A 20432-nucleotide genomic window follows, 5' to 3' on the forward strand; every position below is an offset into this window, starting at 1 on the left:
TATCAAAAAGCCCCTTGATATATATTGGTATATTAGGGGCTTTTTCCCTTTAGACGGCTTTTGCGGCATGATAAGCCGCAAGCATTGCAATATTGACAACATCTGTATCGCTTCCACTAAATGGTACAATTTGGACAGATTTTTCCAATCCAATTAAAATAGGACCAATGATGGTTGCTTCACCAAGTTCTTGTAACATTTTGCTGGCAATGGAAGACGCGTGATATCCAGGCATAACTAAAATATTAGCAGTCTCTGTTAATCCCATAAATGGGTATTGCTGCATCAATTTGGAATTGAGCGCCACATCAGCGCTTATTTCTCCATCAAACTCAAAATCAACCTTGCGTTCGTGCAAAATATTAATTGCATCCTGAATTTGCTGCGTCGTCTGCCCTTTCATGTAGCCAAACGTAGAAAATGCTAAAAATGCTACCCGTGGTTGATACCCAAATCCACGTACAAACGAAGCTGTTTGTTCCGCTATATCAGCAAATTCTTCAGCATTAGGATTTTCATAAACAGCTGTATCGGCAATAAACACAGTTCGGCCACGGCAAATGGCCATTGAAATACCAATCAATCGTTCTTTTGGTTTTTCATCAATTGCCCGACGTATATCGATCAACGCTGTTTCATAATTGCGTGTCACCCCTGTAACCATTGCATCAGCATCTCCTAGTGCCACCATACACGCAGCAAAATAATTGCGATCATTATTGATACGACGATGACAATCACGCAATAGCCAGCCTTGACGCTGCATCTTTTTATAAAGATAATTCGCATAAGCATCTGTACGGCAAGAAAGCTTGGCATTTATAATAGAAATACCTTCACGCTCCAAATCAATTCCAGCGATAACAGCTGCTTCTCTTATTTGCTCTTCCCGACCAACCAAAATCGCTTGTCCTAATTTTTGATGAACATAAGAAACGGCTGCCCGCATAACTTGTTCTTCTTCACCTTCTGCAAAAACAATTTGTTTTGGCGCTTGACGAACGTGGTTATAAACCCCACGCATTATCGAAGAAGTAGGATCACGCCTCGCATTTAAATCACGCTCATAGGCCTCTAAATCATCTATGTTCTTTTGTGCAACACCGCTTTCCATTGCTGCTTTTGCTACCGCTATTGAAACAACTGTGAACAAACGCGGATCAAAAGGAACGGGAATGATATAATTAGGACCAAATTTTAATCGCTTTCCACGATAAGCTTCTGCAACGCTGTCAGGTACTTCCTCATGCGCTAAATCAGCAAGAGCTCTTGCCGCAGCAATCTTCATGTCTTCATTAATAACTGTTGCACGCACATCAAGCGCACCACGAAATATATAAGGAAAACAGAGAACATTATTAATCTGATTTGGATAATCGGAACGCCCTGTTGCAACAATAGCATCATGACGCACTTGCATAACCTCTTCCGGCGTAATTTCTGGATCGGGATTGGCCATAGCAAAAATGATCGGCTGCGGCGCCATGGATTTTACCATTTCAGGGGTAAGGGCACCTTTAGCAGAAACCCCGAAAAATATATCTGCTCCTTCCATTGCTTCCATAAGCGTACGTTTATCCGTTCGAATAGCATGCGCAGATTTCCACTGATTCATTCCCTCTTTACGACCTTCATAGACCACGCCCTTTGTATCACATAATATGATATTTTCAGAACGAAAGCCCATTGCTTTAATCAGTTCAATACAAGCAATCCCAGCAGAACCAGCACCATTACAGACTAACCGCGTATTTTGCATATCGCGCCCTGTTAAAGTCAAAGCATTGAGAACACCCGCAGCAACAATAATCGCTGTACCGTGTTGATCATCGTGAAAAACAGGAATATTCATCACCTCGCGTAGGCGGCTTTCAATCATAAAGCACTCAGGTGCCTTAATGTCTTCAAGATTGATTCCACCAAAAGAAGGTTCTAAATGACGCACCAAATTGATAAAACTTTCCGTATCATTTATATCAATTTCTAAATCAATGGAATCAATATCCGCAAAACGCTTAAACAGCACTGCTTTGCCTTCCATGACCGGCTTAGAGGCAAGGGCACCTAAATTGCCTAACCCTAAAATAGCTGTACCATTTGAAATAACAGCAACAAGATTGCCTTTTGCTGTATAATCGTAAGCGAGTGCTGGATTTTGAGCAATTGCCTTAACTGGAACTGCAACACCTGGTGAATAAGCAAGTGCTAAATCATGCTGTGTTGCCATAGACTTTGTTGCAACAATCTCAAGCTTTCCTGGTCGACCACGACTATGAAAATCTAGAGCTTCTCTTTCGCTCGCACTGTAAACAGTTTGAGACATTTTCTGATCCTGCTCGCTCTTTTTCATCTCACTTTATTTTCTCCAAAAACAGTGTAAATTTTGCTTGATAATGCGTATAGTTATTAAATTTGATTCATATGTTAGAAATCGCTATTCTTGCCTTAGCAAATCTGATGATACGTTGCAATTTAGAGATAAATAAATATCGAAGTAAACAAAAAAGAGTAAAAACTTCACTTAAAGGAAACAGGCCTCGTACAAATGGATAAAAAAAACAATCATAAAAATAATTTAATTCCACAGCCTGCCTCCTCATCTGCTTCCTCTCAAGAACGTCTTACACCTATGATGGAGCAGTACATAGAAATCAAAGCCATCAATCACGATTCCCTTCTCTTTTATAGAATGGGGGATTTCTATGAATTATTTTTTAATGATGCAATTGAAGCGGCTCAGGCTTTAGGAATCACACTCACAGCACGCGGAAAACATTTAGGACAAGATATTCCTATGTGTGGTGTTCCCGTTCATGCGGCAGATGATTATTTGCAAAAACTCATTGCTTGTGGTTATCGCGTTGCTGTTTGTGAACAAATAGAAGATCCTGCTGAAGCGAAAAAACGTGGCTCAAAATCTGTTGTTCGGCGTGATGTTGTTCGTCTTGTAACACCTGGAACAATAACAGAAGAAAAACTCCTTGATCCAACGCGTGCAAATTATTTGATGACGCTTTCCCGTATAAAAACCAGTGATGGAGAAGAGTTTGCTCTTTCTTGGATTGATATCTCAACAGGCATATTTCGTGTAACAGAAAGCCGCCAAGAAAAACTTTTGGCAGATATTATGCGTGTGGATCCACAAGAAATCATTGTTGCTGATTCCTTTTTTCATGATAAATCTCACAAATCGCTTTTTAATGTTCTTGATCGTATCGTTTCACCTCAACCTGCTTGTCTCTTTGATGCACTCACCGCTGAACGCGATATTTGCAATTATTTTAAACTCTCAACTCTTGAGGGTGTTGCCGATTATTCACGTTCCGAACTCTCTGCAATTGTGGCGGCTATTCGTTATATCGAAAAAACACAAATCACGCATCGTCCTCCCCTCATGCAGCCTGAGCGCCAAAATGAAAGTGCGACTCTTTTTATTGATGCTGCAACCAGATTAAGCCTTGAACTTATTCGTACGACATCAGGTCAACGGGATGGAAGTTTATTAAAAGCGATTGATCGCACTGTAACAGGAGGAGGGTCACGCCTTCTTATTGACCGCCTTATTGCTCCCCTCACCACTCCTTCAGCGATTGATACGCGTTTGGATTCTATCGATTTTTTTCTACGTAATCCTTCTCTTGCAGAAGCGATAAAGCTTATTTTAAAAGGGGGACCAGATATGCCCCGCGCCGTTTCACGTTTGGCTCTTGGACGAGGAGGACCCCGTGATATGGCGACAATCCAACGCGGTTTTGAAATCATTCGTGAACTGCATCAACTCCTTAATAATGAGCTCCTGCCTCAAGAAATAAGTGATGTACAGCAGATATTCTCAAACTTACCCACAGCTTTATACATTCATTTAGAGCAAGCATTAGCTGATGATCTCCCACTGCTTAAACGTGATGGGGGATTTATTCGTTCCAATTATCATAAAGAACTCGATGAAATGCGGGCTTTACGTGACGAATCTCGCCGCGTTATCGCTGAACTTCAAGCGCAATATGCCCAAGAAACAGATATTAAGACACTTAAAATAAAGCATAATAATATTCTAGGCTATTTCATTGAAGTAACCAGTACACAAGCATCTGCTCTCACAAATAATCCACAGGCTAAAGCACGTTTTATTCATCGCCAAACAATGGCAAACGCTATGCGTTTTACAACAACAGAGCTTGCTGACCTTGAAAGCCGTATTGCCCATGCTGCCAACCATGCATTGACGCTTGAATTAGAAATCTTTGATATTCTCGTTCAGGAAATTACCGAACAAGTTGACTTTATTCGTAAAGCCTCTGAAGCACTTGCAATTTTAGATGTCTCTGTCGCTCTAGCACATCTTGCTGAAGAACAAGGATATTGCCGCCCTAAAATTGATCATTCACTGACCTTTCATATTACAGCAGGACGCCACCCTGTCGTCGAGCAAGCACTCCGCAAACAAGCCGCAGAACCCTTTATTGCCAATAATTGTGATCTCTCTGTACAAAAAAATCAACAGTATGCAGCAATCTGGCTTTTAACTGGACCTAATATGGGAGGAAAATCAACTTTTTTGCGGCAAAATGCTCTCATTGCTATTATGGCACAAATGGGGTCCTTTGTTCCAGCAACTTCAGCGCATATTGGCGTCGTTGATCGTCTGTTTAGCCGTGTTGGTGCTTCCGATGATCTTGCACGAGGGCGCTCAACCTTTATGATGGAAATGGTTGAAACAGCAACGATTCTCAACCATGCAAGTCACCACTCCCTTGTTATTCTTGATGAAATAGGACGTGGAACATCAACCTTTGATGGACTATCTATTGCTTGGGCAGCCGTTGAATATCTCCATGAAGTTAACCATTGTCGTGCTATTCTTGCTACCCATTTTCATGAAATGACTGCGCTTACCGAAAAACTTGATAGACTGCATAATGTAACCATGAAAGTCAAAAATTGGGATGGTGATGTGGTTTTCCTTCATGAAGTCATACCAGGAGCTGCTGACCGTTCCTATGGTGTACAAGTTGCAAAGCTTGCAGGACTTCCCCCAGCCGTTATTACACGAGCGACAGATGTCCTCCATCAACTAGAACAAGGTGAAATGGCTGGAAAAGGGCATAAACTCATTGATGATTTACCCCTCTTTTCTCTTAAAGCAACATCTCCTGTCAATGAAGAAAGAAACAAACATTGTGTTCTTCACGAAGCTTTAAAAAATATCCATCCTGATGAACTCTCTCCTAAGCAAGCTTTAGAAACAATTTACCACCTCAAACAGCTTGAAGAGAGTACCCCCCTATAGAAAACAGATGTTATTTTTTATTAAATAAGCTTTCTTAATAGGAAATAAAGTGTCCTTTTTTGATATGTTTTGGTACAAATATTTGTTTACCTTATTCCTATTGCTTTTCTACGCAATATATTTTGATAAGTAGAATGCATCTAGAGGAAAAATCCTATGCATTATATTTCATATTTCCCTAGATCAATCTTGGCGCTTATACAAAAAAATTGATCCACATCGATTCTTTTTACAAGACAATCATTTTTTGCAACGATTATCTTGAATTCTCCTCCACCTTGCCAACATGCATATTTAATGAATTACGCTTTTTCACGCTCAATATTATCCTACTCATAGCAACAGCGTTGGTTTAAAGCTGTCTGTGTGTATCATACTACCCCATTTTGCATGATAAATTCACGTGCAATAGATTACGCTTTTTCTTTATATTTCAAATGATAAAGAACTCTTTTACTGCTTCCACATGAATCATATAATTAAGTATATCAATGATATTCTAATTGCATTTTATTTTCCTAAAAAAAGCTTTTGAAATCCTTCCCAACCTTAAACGACGAAGATTTCCACTCGAATTTGATCTGTAAACAGTCCCAATTCTAGCGGCTTCTTCTTAAGCTTCCCACTCATGTAATTAACTTACACAAGGACTTGACAAACAAGCCTAAGAATATTCACAACTCACGTTAAAAACACTTAAATGTTGAAAGCTTTCTTATATCCCACGTCTCAATGACAGTGTTTTATAGCCCAACAAAATAATATCACCAGTACAATAAATATCTTTCATAAGATGAGTAATAAGAGATCATAACCTTGCATAAAACTAGAATATGATATGAAAAGCGCTTGATACGACCTCACCTGTCTTACACAACTACTAAAAAAAATCCGCAGCAGCTTTTATAAATTTTATGCATCGCCTTTTAATCATACTTACGATAACTCAAAATATCCTGATAAGCTCATAAACTTATCCGCTTAGAATATCGTGCAAAAGATACCAAAAATCTCTTAGAGGACACTCTTTCTTTTATAAGTCAATACATTGATTTATAATTAAAGTTTAGCGTTATTCAACTTGAATTAGCCCCCCAAATATCGTAAGATTCTTTCATTTCAAGCCTGTTTATCTTAAACCAATCAAAATCACTTGCTTGCACATCACAAGCGGGATGAGTGTGTGGGAAAAACTATAATACAAATGCCTCTTATGAACCCCAAGGATTGTAGCAACATCCATGAGCTGGCAAAGTGTGTGATGGTGCCGGCTTGCTTCTTCTCAAGCGTAAAGATGGGGCTGTTCAATGGATTTATCATTATACCATTCATAGGTACCGTCGCAAAATGCGCTTGGGAGCATTGAGAGATGTCTCTTAAAACGCATCCTTTATCTCATCAAATATTACGAACTGCACCCTTTGAAGCAGATGTGGTCATCGCTGCATAAGCTTTGAGAGCCTTTGAAATTTTACGCTGACGCTTCTCAACCGGTTGCCAAGCACCTTTTCCTTTTGCTTCCATCTTAGCACGACGCTGCCTCATTTCAATGTCATCAACCAATATATGAATGCTACGATTTGGAATATCAATTTCTATGATATCCCCCTCTTCTACCAACGCAATTTCTCCTCCTTCAGCAGCTTCTGGTGAAATATGTCCTATCGAGAGCCCTGAGCTCCCCCCTGAAAAACGCCCATCCGTAACAAGTGCACAAACCTTGCCCAATCCTTTAGATTTGAGATAACTCGTTGGATAGAGCATTTCTTGCATTCCAGGTCCACCACGAGGACCTTCATAACGGATTAAAACAATTTCACCTGTTTTAATCTTATCCGTTAATATAGCTGAAACAGCTGAATCTTGGCTTTCAAAAATTCTTGCTGGACCTTTAAAGGTTAAAATTGACTGATCAACACCTGCTGTCTTTACAATACAGCCATCTTTTGCAAGATTTCCATAAAGAACTGCCAATCCTCCATCTTGTGAATAAGCATGTTTCCTATCGCGAATCACACCTTTTTCACGATCAAGATCAAGAGTCTCATAGCGACTAGATTGGCTAAAAGCGGTTTGGGTTGGAATGCCACCTGGAGCAGCACGATAAAATGCACGAACTGTTGGTTCATTGGTTTGTTTTACATCCCAACGGTACAAAGCTTCTTTCATCGTTTTTGCGTGAACCGTATAAGTTGACGTATCAATGAGTCCCGCCGCATCCAATTCGCCTAAAAGCCCCATAATACCACCGGCACGATGAACATCTTCCATATGCACATTCGCAACAGCAGGAGCAACCTTGCATAAAACAGGAACACGACGTGAAAGATGATCAATATCCGTCATGGTAAAATCCACCTCACCTTCTTGCGCCGCGGCTAAAAGATGCAGTACTGTATTGGTTGATCCTCCCATGGCAATATCAACGGTCATTGCATTTTCAAAAGCCTTGCGTGAAGCAATAGAGCGTGGCAAAACTGTTTCATCATCTTCTTCATAATAACGCTTGACCAATGTAACAATCTGTTTTCCAGCTTCTTCAAAAAGCATCCGTCGATCTGCATGTGTTGCTAGCATTGATCCATTTCCGGGAAGCGAAAGCCCCAATGCTTCCGTTAAACAATTCATAGAGTTGGCCGTAAACATTCCTGAACAAGAACCACATGTAGGACAAGCAGCGCGCTCCATTTCAGCAACTTCTTCTTCTGAATTCTGTTCTGAAGCTGCTGCGACCATGGCATCAACCAAATCAACCATTAGATCTTGATCTTTCCATTTAATCTTACCTGCTTCCATAGGACCGCCTGAAACAAAGATTGTTGGAATATTCAACCGTAAAGCAGCCATTAACATACCAGGCGTAATTTTGTCACAATTAGAAATACAGACAAGTGCATCCGCACAATGTGCATTAACCATATACTCTACAGAATCAGCAATAATTTCGCGTGAAGGCAAAGAATAAAGCATTCCATCATGCCCCATCGCAATTCCATCATCTACAGCAATAGTGTTAAACTCTTTCGCAACACCACCAGCAACGGCTATCTGTTGTGCAACCAATTGCCCAAGATCCTTTAAATGGACATGTCCTGGTACAAATTGTGTAAAAGAATTCGCAATCGCAATAATGGGTTTACCAAAATCTGCATCTTTCATCCCTGTTGCACGCCAAAGACCGCGGGCTCCTGCCATATTACGCCCGTGAGTCGATATTCTTGAACGGTAAGAAGGCATTATTTTTTTCCCCTCAAATAATTCCATTTTTCTTGTTGTGCTGTAACTTCATTATAAAAACAAGAGCTTTAGTATTCAAAAGAGAAAAATACCTTGGACTGAGACATTTGAAGCACAAAATTAAAAGATTTGCATCAACTTCCTCATAAAGCTTTTGTTTTTTCTATTCCTTATCAATCAACATCTCATCCCTGCGTAACTCTATGTTTGAGAAAAATGTCAAGACGATTCAGTGCAGTATGAACTGTTCTAGATTTTTGTATGCCAGATTTGATGGCTATATTGCGTATATCTATTTGCGTAATTTCTGAAATTGGAAAGAATATAAAGGCATCGTGGTAAAAATCTATCATCTCCTTACAATTCAGCTTTACACCTTTCAAAAGCTTCCATAGTAATATCTTTTAAATAATGATGAGGCGCTGTCTCATACTTTTGTTTTTCACACTCTTCAATGGAGTTACCCCCTTAGGAAGAACAAAACACACCAAACAAAATACACTTGTATTGCCAATTTACGTATTCGTTTTAAAGAAACATTTCTCACTGCGCTCGAACTCAGTTCATGACAGCGCCCATAAAGGTATAACAGCCCTCGTGAATAATATAAACTTATGAGAAGCATCCTCACCACTTATGAAGAAAAAAACAAACACCATCATACATTTTACTCATCCCCAATGTTGCGAAGTCCTTGGCAATTAAGACAATTAAAAAGAGAGATTTTTATTCCTTTCTTCAAGTGTTTTTATCCACATGGCTCTCCTTGCTTATGACATCAAGCAAGTGACTTTAATTGTTTTAACATAAGAAGATCTCAAATGAGAGAACCTTATGATATTCGGGACTCTCATTCCAGTTGTAAAAAATTAATTATGAATATAAATCAATGTCTTATATCATTATACCCTTTATGAGAAAAACGAATAGAATTTATAAAGAACTCCGTTTTTCTCGTAAGGAAATCTAGTGCAGAGTTACAATTTGTAGTTCATGCTCATTGGCTCCAGCAAGAGCGATAGAGCGTTCATCGGATAAAATGATAGGATAACCTGTTTCACCAAAGAGAGCCCATATGGTAATGCCTGGGGTCATTGGTGGAAGATCTGGAAAGTTTTTAGCCAAGTCATCTGTACAAACTTTTTTTAAATAGGCAATTTGTCCCGCATCAGAGTAGGCTGTGTTCTGAAACGATAAGTTTTGTTTATGTTCTCCCATTTCACGGTTCCTTTACGCCTTAACTTTTATGACTCACCACTACTGACTTTAATTGGAATCTGTTTTATTTCTTTTTTTAATCTTGGTTGATACAGATTAATTGATAAAAGACCATTTTTCAACTCCGCATTTGTGACATGCATCCCTTCCGCAAGAATAAAGATTCGCTGGAATTGTCGCGCAGCTATACCGCGATATAAATATTGATGATTTTGGTTGTCTGTTTGTTTACCATGAATAACCAATTGATTATCATCGAGCAAAATATTAAGATGATTAATCTTAAATCCAGCAACAGCCAAAGTTATCCGGATATGATTTGCATCATCGTTTTTATGTAAACGTTCAATGTTATAGGCTGGGTAAGCTTCATCAGCTTTACCGATACGTTGCAATGTTTTTTCTACGGTTTCAAATCCTAAAAGAAAAGGATTGGAGAAAGGCGTCACATGTGTCATTCATGAGTATCCTCTTTGAAAAGCGGCGTTACTTGACCAAACTCTATACAAAGTGTTCGCTGCATTCCTCTCATATGGCGAGCGTAAATGATAACTTCAAGAGAGAAGATTAAGAGAGTTCAATGACTCAACGTACCATAAAATTATCAAAAGCGCGAAATTTATCTAGTATATTATATAATAAAGATGAAGTTGCAGAAATATTTCGCCGTTTTTCTGTGCAACGCCCAGCGCCTAAGAGTGATCTTATCTATACAAATATTTTTACGCTTTTGGTGGCAGTTGTACTTTCAGCTCAAGCGACAGATGTAAGCGTTAATAAAGCGACAAAAGAATTATTTCGCCTTGCTGATCAACCGGAAAAAATGGTTGCATTAGGGGAAGAAGAAATAGCACTTCATATCCGTTCAATCGGTCTTTGGCGAGCAAAAGCACGCAATATTTATGCACTTTGCAACTGTTTAATTAATCAATATGGCGGTCAAGTCCCTGATACGCGTGAAGCACTTATGTCCCTCCCTGGAGTGGGACGAAAAACGGCTAATGTTGTTTTGAATGTTGCTTTTGGTCAACCTACATTGGCAGTAGATACACATATTTTTCGCTTAAGCAATCGTCTTGGTTTAGCGCCTGGCAAAACACCAGAGATTGTCGAAAAAAAATTATTAAAGGTTATACCGATCTATTATCTTCGTCATGCGCATCATTGGCTAATTTTACATGGACGCTATATTTGTCAAGCACGTCAAGCAAAATGTGCGCAATGCATTATTGCCGATTTATGTAAAGCCGCAAGCAAAACAAATGCTATTCCGGCACCTCTGGTTGAAATTCAAGGCAATGGAGCGCCCATTTTTTTATAATACGGTCTTGCTATTTTGTGTATACTGGCTTATGAGAACATTTTTGGAGCCGCCCGGCAGGGCATGCCGTGGCTGTTTAAATGCTTGTTCAAGCGTTGGTCCGCTTGATCAAATAAAATGTTTGATTGAATCAATTAATGTATGGAGTAGCAAAATGCCCAAGATGAAGACCAAATCATCCGCTAAAAAGCGGTTTAAAATCACTGCGTCAGGTAAAATTAAAGTAGCAGCTGCTGGTAAGCGCCACGGCATGATTAAGCGTTCGAATAAATTTATTCGCGATGCACGTGGAACAATGGTTTTGTGTGAACAAGATGCTAAAAAAGTCATTCAGCATTATTTGCCGAATGGTATTTAAACCTTGCGCTTTTGATTTTGAGGAGATTATAACATGGCACGTGTGAAAAGAGGTGTGACAGCACACGCTAAGCACAAAAAAGTTCTTAAACAAGCTGAAGGCTTTTATGGTCGACGTAAAAATACCATTCGTGCTGCTAAAGCAGCAGTTGATCGTTCAAAGCAGTATGCTTATCGTGACCGCAAAAATAGAAAGCGTACTTTCCGTGCTTTGTGGATTCAGAGAATTAATGCGGCTGTTCGTGCAGAAGGTTTAACTTATGGACGTTTTATTGATGGCTTATCAAAAGCTGGTATTGAAGTTGATCGTAAGGTTCTTTCAGACATAGCAATCCACGAGGCGGAAGCATTTTCAGCTCTAGTCGCTTCAGCAAAAAAAGCTTTAGAATATTTAAAAGACACAACACCTAATGCTTTTGAAGGCGCTGTCAAGTAAGCCAGTCGTGTTCTCTTAAAGCATTTATTTATTCGAGGTCCCGTGCTGGCTATTGCGAGTGCGGGTTTTTCTTTATTAGAAAATAGGCAAAAATATGAATGATATTGAGCGTCTGGAACAAGAAATTTGTTTAGCCTTAGAGGCAGCAGGTGATGAACAAGCACTTGAAACAGTGCGTATTTCAGCATTGGGTAAAAAAGGTAGTATCTCTGAAAAATTAAAAGAATTAGGAAAAATGGATGCTGGCGAGCGCCATAAAGTTGGACCTGTTCTTAATGGATTAAAAAATCGCATTTTAGAATTATGGGCACAAAAGCGTGATCTTCTGAAAAGACAGGCACTGGATGCCCGTCTTTCTCGTGAAACAGTTGATGTTACCTTGCCTGTTCGCTCTTCACCTATAGAACGGGGGCGTATTCATCCTATTTCACAAGTGATTGAGGAAATTATTGCCATTTATACGAAGTTGGGTTTTTCTCTTGCCGAAGGTCCAGATATTGAAACAGACTATTATAATTTTACAGCATTGAATTTTCCTGAAGGGCATCCAGCGCGTGAAATGCATGATACCTTCTTTTTTGATGTTGATAAAATGGGAGAGAGAAAATTATTGCGAACCCATACATCACCCGTACAAATTCGTACACTAGAAAAACAAAAAGCACCGATACGGATCATTATTCCTGGAAAAACTTACCGCATGGATTCGGATGCAACGCATTCTCCTATGTTCCATCAGGTAGAAGGTCTTGTCATTGATAAAACCTCCACCATTGCCCATATGATGTGGCTACATGAAACCTTTTGTAAAGAATTTTTTGAAGTTCCCTCTGTAAAAATGCGTTTTCGTCCCTCTTTTTTCCCTTTTACCGAACCATCTATGGAAGTGGATATTCAATGTGATCGTTCTGGTTCAGAAATAAAATTTGGTGAAGGACAGGGTTGGTTGGAAATTTTAGGATGCGGAATGGTGCATCCTCATGTGTTGAAAAATGTTGGTTTAGATCCCGATGAATATCAAGGCTTTGCATGGGGAATGGGCATTGATCGTATTGCCATGTTGAAATACGGTATGCCTGATTTGCGGGCTTTTTTTGATGCTGACCTGCGTTGGTTAGACCATTATGGCTTTCGTTGCTTTGATATGCCTGCTTTTTTTCCTAATAGAAATGTGTGATCTTAGTCATCGCTTTCATGTGAGGTTTTAAAATGAAGTTTACATTGTCCTGGTTAAAAGATCACTTAGAGACAAATGCATCTTTGGATGAAATTTGTGAAAAATTAACCGCTATCGGTCTTGAGGTTGATCACGTTGATGATCGGTCTTCTTTAAAAGGTTTTGTGATTGCAAAAGTTTTAACAGCAATAAAACATCCTGATGCAGATAAACTCCAGATTCTGTCCGTCGATACAGGAACTTCCACACCTGTTCAAGTTGTCTGTGGAGCACCAAATGCACGTGCAGGTCTTATTGGTGTTCTGGCACTACCAGGCACTTATATTCCAGGACTCGATGTGACATTATCTGTAGGAAAAATCCGCGGGGTTGAAAGTTTTGGGATGATGTGTTCGCAAGCAGAGCTTGAATTATCAAATGAGCATGACGGGATTATCGAACTTCCAGAAGATGCACCTATTGGAAATTCATTTGCAGCTTATGCTGGTTTAGATGATCCGATCATTGATATTGGTTTGACTCCCAATCGCTCTGATTGTACAGGTGTTCGCGGTATTGCCCGTGATCTTACTGCCGCTGGAATTGGAAAATTAAAAGAATTGTCTTTACCAAAATTTGATACTGCTTTTGAAACACCTCTCGATGTTTCATTAGATTTTTCGCAAGGTTCATCATTATGTTTAGGTTTCGCTTGGCGTGAAGTACGCAATGTTCAAAATGGCGAATCACCACAGTGGATGCAACAACGTTTGAATGCAATTGGTTTGAGACCGATTAATGCGCTTGTTGATATGACCAATTACATCAGTTTTGACCTTGGTCGTCCACTCCATGTTTTTGATGCAGATAAAATTAAAGGTAATTTGTGTGTACGTTGCGCGCATGAAGGAGAACAGCTTCAAGCACTGAATGGAAAAATCTATCATTTGAGCGCTAAGAATTGTGTCATTGCAGATGACGAGGGAATTGTTTCGATTGCCGGCATCATGGGCGGTGAAAGAACGAGTTGTGATGAAACAACACATCGCGTTATTATTGAATCGGCGCTTTGGGATGCGCAAAGCATTGCACAAACAGGAAGAGCATTAGGTCTTATCAGTGATGCACGTTATCGATTTGAACGAGGTGTTGATCCGGCTTTTATAGAAACAGGGCTTGAAATTGCAACAGAATTGGTCTTACGTCTTTGTGGTGGTGAAGTATCTAAAAAAAGAATCGTTGGCTATCAGCAACAAAAAATCAAACAGATCGCTTTTCCTTTTTCTGAAATTAAACGTTTAACAAATTTGGAAATAGAACCTGAAAAAGTCAGCTCTATTTTAACAAAACTTGGATTTTTCGTTGAAGGAAAAGGAGATGTCGTTACGGTAAAAGTACCATCATGGCGCCCTGATATTATGGGTAAAGCCGATTTGGTGGAAGAGGTCATGAGAATTTATGGGTTAGATAAAATTAAACCTATTCCTTTGGAAAACTTTGCAGAAGGAAAAGATCAAATTTTAACATGCGCACAAATTCGTTCACGTGCTACACGTTTGGCTTTAGTACAACGTGGTATGAAAGAAGCGGTAACATGGTCTTTTATTTCTGAAAATCAAGCTCTTGCTTTTGGAGGAGGTCAAGAAGAGCTTAAATTAGTTAATCCTATTGCTGCTGATATGTCAGTAATGCGTCCTTCCCTTTTACCTGGTTTGATTATGGCGGCACAGAGAAATGCTGATCGTGGTTTTTCCGATCTTGCTTTGTTTGAAATATCCAGTATTTATGAAGGCGACGCCCCTGATAAACAACACAGTGTTGTTAGCGGAATTCGTCGCGGAACAGAGCAATTTAAAGGGGCTGGGCGTTTTTGGAATGGAAATGCAACAGTCGTTGATGTTTTTGATGCCAAAGCAGATGCTTTGGCTGTTTTAGAAGCATGCGATATAGATGTTGGGAAAGTGCAGATTGAAGTTGGGGCACCTGATTGGTATCATCCAGGTCGTTCAGGAGTCATAAAACTTGGATCAAAGATTATTCTTGGTTTTTTTGGTGTTCTTCATCCTGCTACATTAGAAACGTTAGATGTCAGTGGTCCTTTATGCGGCTTTGAAATTTTTCTAGATCGAATTCCAGAATCAAAGAAAAAAACGACCAAAAGCCGTCCTCCTTTGAAACTCTCACCTTTTCAAATGGTGCGGCGTGATTTTGCCTTTATAGCGGATAAAACTGTTGCCTCTTCTCTTATTATTCGTGCGGCAGGTGGAGCTGATAAAAAACTTATTCATTCAGTGCAGGTTTTTGATATTTTTGAAGATTTAAGCTTTGGTGAAGATAAAAAATCTGTCGCAATTGAAGTAACTATTCAGCCCATAGAACGGACTCTAACAGATGAAGATTTAGAAAAGCTTGCCTCAAAAATCGTGGATAATGTTACCAAAATGACAGGTGCATATTTGCGCTACTGAGTATTCTCATTTTTTATGAGATATTTTACATGAAGTGGGAGCTTGTTTGAGTACTCCCTTTTTGTTTAGCACTCAAGAGCTATAGAGCTTCTTGAAAGGGGATTTTATTACCAAAACAAGCTGCTTAAATCATCAGTTTTTTCAATATAAAAAAACTGTTTTTAAACATCTTGAAAAGTTATTTTTTCTCTTAATCCTTCATTGCAAATGTAAAAGATAACTGCTATTGCTAAATGATAATGCAAATTATTTGCAATAAAAAGAAGGCATATAAAGAAAAGAGAGAATCAATGAACGTAAGAACGTTTTTCACCATAGTTTTTGGAAGTGTTATTTTTTTTACACCCAATTTTGCTTTGTGTGCTGGTAAATTTAAAGCTGTTACGACATTTACTATCATTGCTGATATGGCACGCAATGTAGCAGGTGATGCCGCTGATGTTGAATCCATTACAAAACCAGGTGCGGAAATTCATGAATATCAACCCACCCCACGCGATCTTATGCGTGCTCAGGGAGCTAACCTTGTATTGTGGAATGGTTTAGAGTTAGAGCTTTGGTTTGAAAAGTTTTTTCAAAATATCAAGGATGTTCCAAGTGTTGTTGTTTCAAAAGGTATTGTACCCATTAAAATTGGTGAGGGCCCCTTTAGCGGTAAACCCAATCCTCATGCGTGGATGTCACCGACCTCTGCTTTGATTTACGTTGATAATATTCGCGATGCTTTTGTAAAATATGACCCTGAACATTCTGAAATTTATAAACAGAATGCTGAAATTTATAAACAGAAAATTCGTGAAACGATTGATCCAATTAGGGCTGAATTAGAAGCCGTACCGCAAGATAAGCGTTGGCTTGTGACCAGTGAGGGGGCTTTTAGCTATTTGGCGCGTGATTTTGATCTAAAAGAACTTTATTTATGGCCCATCAATGCTGACCAACAAGGAACACCACAGCAAGTCAAGCATGTTATTGATATGGTTCGCAAATACAATATTCATGCAGTTTTTTCTGAAAGCACTATTTCCCCTGCGCCTGCTAAGCAGGTTGCCAGAGAAACAGGGGCTAAATACGGTGGTGTTCTCTATGTTGATTCTCTTAGTGAGAAAAATGGTGAGGTCCCCACTTATATTGATTTATTACGTGTCACGAGTGGGCGTATTAGCAAGGCTCTAGCAGAGGGAGTAAAAAGCCAATGACGGAATGTGGAATATTTGCCCAAGGGGTAACGGTAACTTATCGTAATGGACATACAGCTTTACGCGAAGTGAATTTTGAAAGTCCAAAGGGTTCTATTACGGCATTGGTTGGTGTTAATGGATCCGGTAAGTCAACGTTATTTAAAGCGATCATGGGGTTTGTACGCCCCTCAAAGGGAAAAATTCGCATGTTTGATTTGCCCGTTGATGTAGCTTTGAAAAAAAATCTTATTGCTTATGTTCCTCAAAGTGAAGATGTCGATTGGAATTTTCCTGTCTTGGTTGAAGATGTTGTATTGATGGGGCGGTACGGTCATATGAATTTCTTTCGCTATGCCCGTACACAAGATTATGAAGCCGTTCGTATTGCCTTAGAACGTGTTGATATGCTGGCTTTTGCTAAGCGCCAAATTGGAGAACTTTCTGGTGGACAGAAAAAGCGTGTTTTTCTAGCACGCGCTCTTGCACAAAAAGCAAAAGCTATTTTATTAGATGAGCCGTTTACAGGGGTTGACGTTACAACAGAAGATAAAATCATTGCTTTGTTACAAGATCTTCGTAAAGAAGGAGCTGTGATCTTGGTTTCAACTCACAATTTGGGCTCTGTTCGTGAATTTTGTGATCATACGGTTTTAATAAAAGGAACAGTGTTAGCTTCCGGATTAACTGAAAAAATCTTTACAAAGCAAAATCTGGAAAAAACTTTTGGAGGGTCTTTGCACCACCATATTTTTGATCTTCAAAGCACAAAAAAAAATGATGTTTTCATGGGAAGAAAGCAGTCTGCAGTTTGTGAAGATATTGAAAGAGTGGAGCACGTTGCATGATTTCTTGGTTGCTTGAGCCACTGAGCTATCAATATATGGTGAATGCAATGTGGGTTTCTGGGTTAGTTGGGTGTGTTTGTGCCTTTCTTTCGGCTTTTTTGATGTTAAAAGGTTGGTCATTGATTGGTGATGCACTTTCCCATTCGATTGTTCCTGGTGTAGCAGGAGCTTACCTTTTAGGGTTACCTTTTTCACTCGGCGCTTTTTTTTCTGGTGGTCTTGCAGCAGCAGCAATGCTCTTTTTTAACCATCGAACAAAACTTAAAGAAGATACCATTATTGGGCTCATTTTTTCTTCCTTTTTTGCCTTTGGGTTATTTCTCAAATCATTAAAACCAATGGCTGTTAATATTGATACGATTGTTTTGGGAAATATTTTAGCAGTTAGTTCAACAGATATTCTACAATTGGCTTTTATCGGATTTTTTTCTTTGCTTATATTGCTTTTGAAATGGAAAGATCTTCTTGTTTCATTATTTGATGAAACGCATGCGCACGCCATTGGATTAAACGTAAAGTTTTTAAAGATTCTCTTTTTCACATTGCTGGCCGCTTGTACGGTTGCTGCCATGCAAACCGTTGGAGCGTTCTTAGTCATTTGTCTTGTTGTGACACCTGGGGCAACAGCCTATCTTTTAAGTGATCGTTTCGTAAATGTCTTGATTATTGCAGTTATAATTGGAACATTCACAAGTGTCTTGGGTGTTTATGTAAGTTATTTTTTGAATGCGCAAACAGGCGGGGTCGTAGTACTTTTTCAAGCATTTTTATTTATTTTGGCTTTTATTTTTGCTCCTAAACACGGGTTTATTGCTGCACGCTTACGTATAAATGCGGCAAAAAAGGGTGTGATATTATCATGATTGATCAATTACTGCTTCCGTTTCAATTTTCTTTTATGCTTAAGGGTATGTTTATTGTCATGATTCTTTCTGTTCCAATGGCAATGCTTTCCTGCTTTCTTATCTTAAAAGGATGGGCACTGTTAGGCGATGCCATTTCCCATGCAGTTTTTCCCGGTGTTGTTGTTGGTTATATGACAACACCATGGGTAATTGCATTTTTAACTTCTTTGCCATTTGCTTGGATTCAGCATATGCGTCCCGAGAATATTACAATGACTTTGATTACTTGCGGTGCTTTTGTTGCAGGAATGGTGTGTGCACTATTAACGGGTTTTTTAGGAAGCAATAGCCGTATCAAACAGGACACGGTGATGGGGGTGGTCTTTTCTTCAATGTTTGGTTTGGGGCTTGTTTTAGCCACATCTATTTATAGTAGCTTAGATTTAAATCATATTCTATTTGGTAATCTCTTGGGTGTTAACTGGCTTGATATTACGCAGACAGCAATCATTTCTGCTATTGTCACTTTTATTTTAGCAGCAAAATGGCGCGACTTTATGCTGTATATTTTTGATACAGTTCAAGGACGTGCAATGGGTTTACCAATATCTCTACTCCACTATACCCTTCTAACAATGATTTCTCTTACAATTGTTGCGGCCTTGAAAGCTGTAGGTATCGTGCTCGTTATTTCTTTACTGATAGCACCAGGAGCAATTGCCTATCTTGTCACAAAGCGGTTTTCTTTTATGTTAATGATCGCAATACTTGTTGCAGCTTTTTCTGGTTTTTTAGGGATTTATCTCAGCTTATTTATCGGCTCTGACTCTGCTTCCACAATTGTGTTGATCTTGACGTTGATTTTTATGGCTACTTTCATGATGATTTTCTTTCGTCGAAGCACAGTTCAAGAGACTTGAAAGTGTTAAAATTCATGCATATCAGCCATGCATTTTTATGTATTGTTTCTCGTGCCTATTTTAGTTAGAGATTGGGTTGTTAGGTTATTTTTCCTCCTAATGCCTAGCAACGAATGCAGTGTATATTCTCCCCCCCCCCAAGACTGCATTTTAATTAAGAGGCTGCATTGATTTATTCTGCAGCCTTTTTATTTTTTTCTGAAACTTTTTCTCATTTCTTGAAATCATTTAAAATGATTATAATATTGTGTAAGCTATTCGGTATTTTCAAGGAACTTATAACAGCAAAGACACTTACGCATGAAGGGATAGAGCGTAATTGTACACTCAGACATGTAAACAGAAAAAAACAGATACAATGTTTTTGTATAGGGTTTTGCGTAGAGGAAAATAGTACGAGAAAATGAAAAAAGATTTGAAGATATCGCACCCTTTACGTATCTGCTATTATATAGCAGGGTGGGCGATGGTTATATTAGGTATTATCGGTGTCGTATTACCTATTATGCCAACTGTGCCTTTTTTATTGGTTTCCTCATGGTGTTTTACGCGTTCTTCTCCACGTTTTCATCAATGGTTGAATAATCATCGTATTTTTGGTCCCCCTATTAAGCGATGGGAAGAAAAAAAAGCAATCTCTCCATTCGTTAAAGTTTTTGCAATGATGAGTATGACAGGAGGATTTTTATCCTTTTTTGTAATGCTACACCCTCCTTTATGGATTTCTTTACTTGTTGCGGTTATATTATTGCTGATTGCCATTTATATTGTAACACGTCCATCTTATTAATGATAAAAAAGACTTTATGGGATACTCTTTTTAGCTTCGACTTATTTGTAAAAACTATGAGAACTTTTAAGTTTTGAATATAAGCTCTCCATTCCCAAAATGCATATGAAATAGCAAGCTTTTTGAACGCAATTAATTAATAATATGTCTGTGAAATAATTTTTATGAACAAAGAAAGTTGTTTATGAATACTCAAAATGTTCTTACTTGGTAAACAATGATAAATCACATTCATGGAAGAGAGTCATTATTTTTGTAAAGCATGTTTGTATGAATCTCTACATATACATCATTGAAAAGTCATTGATATGATAGTCATTTCTTTCTAAAAGACATTTCGTTTTTTTTCATATCTCTTAATGAGGATA

16 protein-coding genes are annotated in these 20432 nt (G+C 38.8%); 12 read left to right on the top strand and 4 right to left on the bottom strand.

Going from position 1 to position 20432, the window contains the following annotated elements:
• Nucleotides 1–49: 49 nt before the first annotated feature.
• Complete coding sequence (locus ACFIN0_RS00290; RefSeq protein WP_375610025.1) at nt 50–2350, bottom strand: NADP-dependent malic enzyme; 2301 nt, start codon at nt 2348–2350, stop codon at nt 50–52.
• A 195-nt stretch (nt 2351–2545) separates the two neighbouring features.
• On the opposite strand from ACFIN0_RS00290, the gene mutS reads away from it, so the two are divergent.
• A complete protein-coding gene (gene mutS / locus ACFIN0_RS00295; protein ID WP_375695433.1) occupies nt 2546–5290 on the top strand; it encodes a DNA mismatch repair protein MutS in 2745 nt (914 codons plus the stop codon).
• A 1254-nt stretch (nt 5291–6544) separates the two neighbouring features.
• Nucleotides 6545–6670 carry a hypothetical protein gene (locus ACFIN0_RS00300; protein WP_375610023.1) on the top strand — a complete coding sequence of 42 codons (126 nt, stop codon included), beginning with the start codon at nt 6545–6547 and terminating at the stop codon, nt 6668–6670.
• An 18-nt stretch (nt 6671–6688) separates the two neighbouring features.
• Here the strand turns inward: ACFIN0_RS00300 and ilvD are convergent, their stop codons facing one another.
• From ilvD to ACFIN0_RS00315, 3 genes are all read right to left on the bottom strand, one after another.
• Nucleotides 6689–8527: a dihydroxy-acid dehydratase gene (ilvD, locus tag ACFIN0_RS00305; protein ID WP_375606173.1), complete on the bottom strand. Its 1839-nt coding sequence runs from the start codon at nt 8525–8527 to the stop codon at nt 6689–6691.
• 966 nt (nt 8528–9493) lie between these two features.
• A complete protein-coding gene (locus ACFIN0_RS00310; protein ID WP_375606172.1) occupies nt 9494–9745 on the bottom strand; it encodes a DUF1150 family protein in 252 nt (83 codons plus the stop codon).
• A 26-nt stretch (nt 9746–9771) separates the two neighbouring features.
• The gene (locus tag ACFIN0_RS00315; protein ID WP_375606171.1) at nt 9772–10203 is read right to left on the bottom strand and encodes an Hsp20 family protein; all 432 of its coding nucleotides are present in this window, start codon (nt 10201–10203) and stop codon (nt 9772–9774) included.
• 122 nt (nt 10204–10325) lie between these two features.
• On the opposite strand from ACFIN0_RS00315, the gene nth reads away from it, so the two are divergent.
• The 10 genes from nth to ACFIN0_RS00365 all read left to right on the top strand — a co-directional run bounded on the left by nth (nt 10326) and on the right by ACFIN0_RS00365 (nt 20064).
• Entirely contained in the window at nt 10326–11066 is a 741-nt protein-coding gene (gene nth / locus ACFIN0_RS00320) for an endonuclease III (protein WP_375610021.1), read from the top strand.
• Nucleotides 11067–11220: 154 nt separating this feature from the next.
• A complete protein-coding gene (gene rpmI, locus ACFIN0_RS00325; RefSeq protein WP_183193590.1) occupies nt 11221–11424 on the top strand; it encodes a 50S ribosomal protein L35 in 204 nt (67 codons plus the stop codon).
• A gap of 33 nt (nt 11425–11457) precedes the next feature.
• Complete coding sequence (gene rplT / locus ACFIN0_RS00330; RefSeq protein WP_012754515.1) at nt 11458–11859, top strand: 50S ribosomal protein L20; 402 nt, start codon at nt 11458–11460, stop codon at nt 11857–11859.
• A 94-nt stretch (nt 11860–11953) separates the two neighbouring features.
• The gene (gene pheS / locus ACFIN0_RS00335; RefSeq protein ID WP_375606169.1) at nt 11954–13036 is read left to right on the top strand and encodes a phenylalanine--tRNA ligase subunit alpha; all 1083 of its coding nucleotides are present in this window, start codon (nt 11954–11956) and stop codon (nt 13034–13036) included.
• A gap of 32 nt (nt 13037–13068) precedes the next feature.
• On the top strand, nt 13069–15483 hold the full coding sequence (pheT, locus tag ACFIN0_RS00340; RefSeq protein ID WP_375701680.1) for a phenylalanine--tRNA ligase subunit beta: 2415 nt from the start codon (nt 13069–13071) through the stop codon (nt 15481–15483).
• 290 nt (nt 15484–15773) lie between these two features.
• Nucleotides 15774–16682, top strand: a complete 909-nt coding sequence (locus tag ACFIN0_RS00345; protein WP_375610019.1) for a metal ABC transporter substrate-binding protein — start codon at nt 15774–15776, stop codon at nt 16680–16682.
• A complete protein-coding gene (locus ACFIN0_RS00350; protein WP_375607867.1) occupies nt 16679–17509 on the top strand; it encodes a manganese/iron ABC transporter ATP-binding protein in 831 nt (276 codons plus the stop codon). The genes ACFIN0_RS00345 and ACFIN0_RS00350 overlap by 4 nt, the downstream gene beginning before the upstream one ends.
• Nucleotides 17506–18372 carry a metal ABC transporter permease gene (locus ACFIN0_RS00355; protein ID WP_375606165.1) on the top strand — a complete coding sequence of 289 codons (867 nt, stop codon included), beginning with the start codon at nt 17506–17508 and terminating at the stop codon, nt 18370–18372. The genes ACFIN0_RS00350 and ACFIN0_RS00355 overlap by 4 nt, the downstream gene beginning before the upstream one ends.
• On the top strand, nt 18369–19274 hold the full coding sequence (locus ACFIN0_RS00360) for a metal ABC transporter permease (protein ID WP_375610018.1): 906 nt from the start codon (nt 18369–18371) through the stop codon (nt 19272–19274). Before ACFIN0_RS00355 ends, ACFIN0_RS00360 begins: the two co-directional genes overlap by 4 nt.
• A 403-nt stretch (nt 19275–19677) precedes the next feature.
• On the top strand, nt 19678–20064 hold the full coding sequence (locus ACFIN0_RS00365; RefSeq protein ID WP_375606163.1) for a YbaN family protein: 387 nt from the start codon (nt 19678–19680) through the stop codon (nt 20062–20064).
• The last annotated feature ends 368 nt before the right edge of the window (nt 20065–20432 follow it).

The organism is Bartonella sp. AA89HNZF (genome assembly GCF_042196905.1).
Taxonomy (GTDB): domain Bacteria; phylum Pseudomonadota; class Alphaproteobacteria; order Rhizobiales; family Rhizobiaceae; genus Bartonella.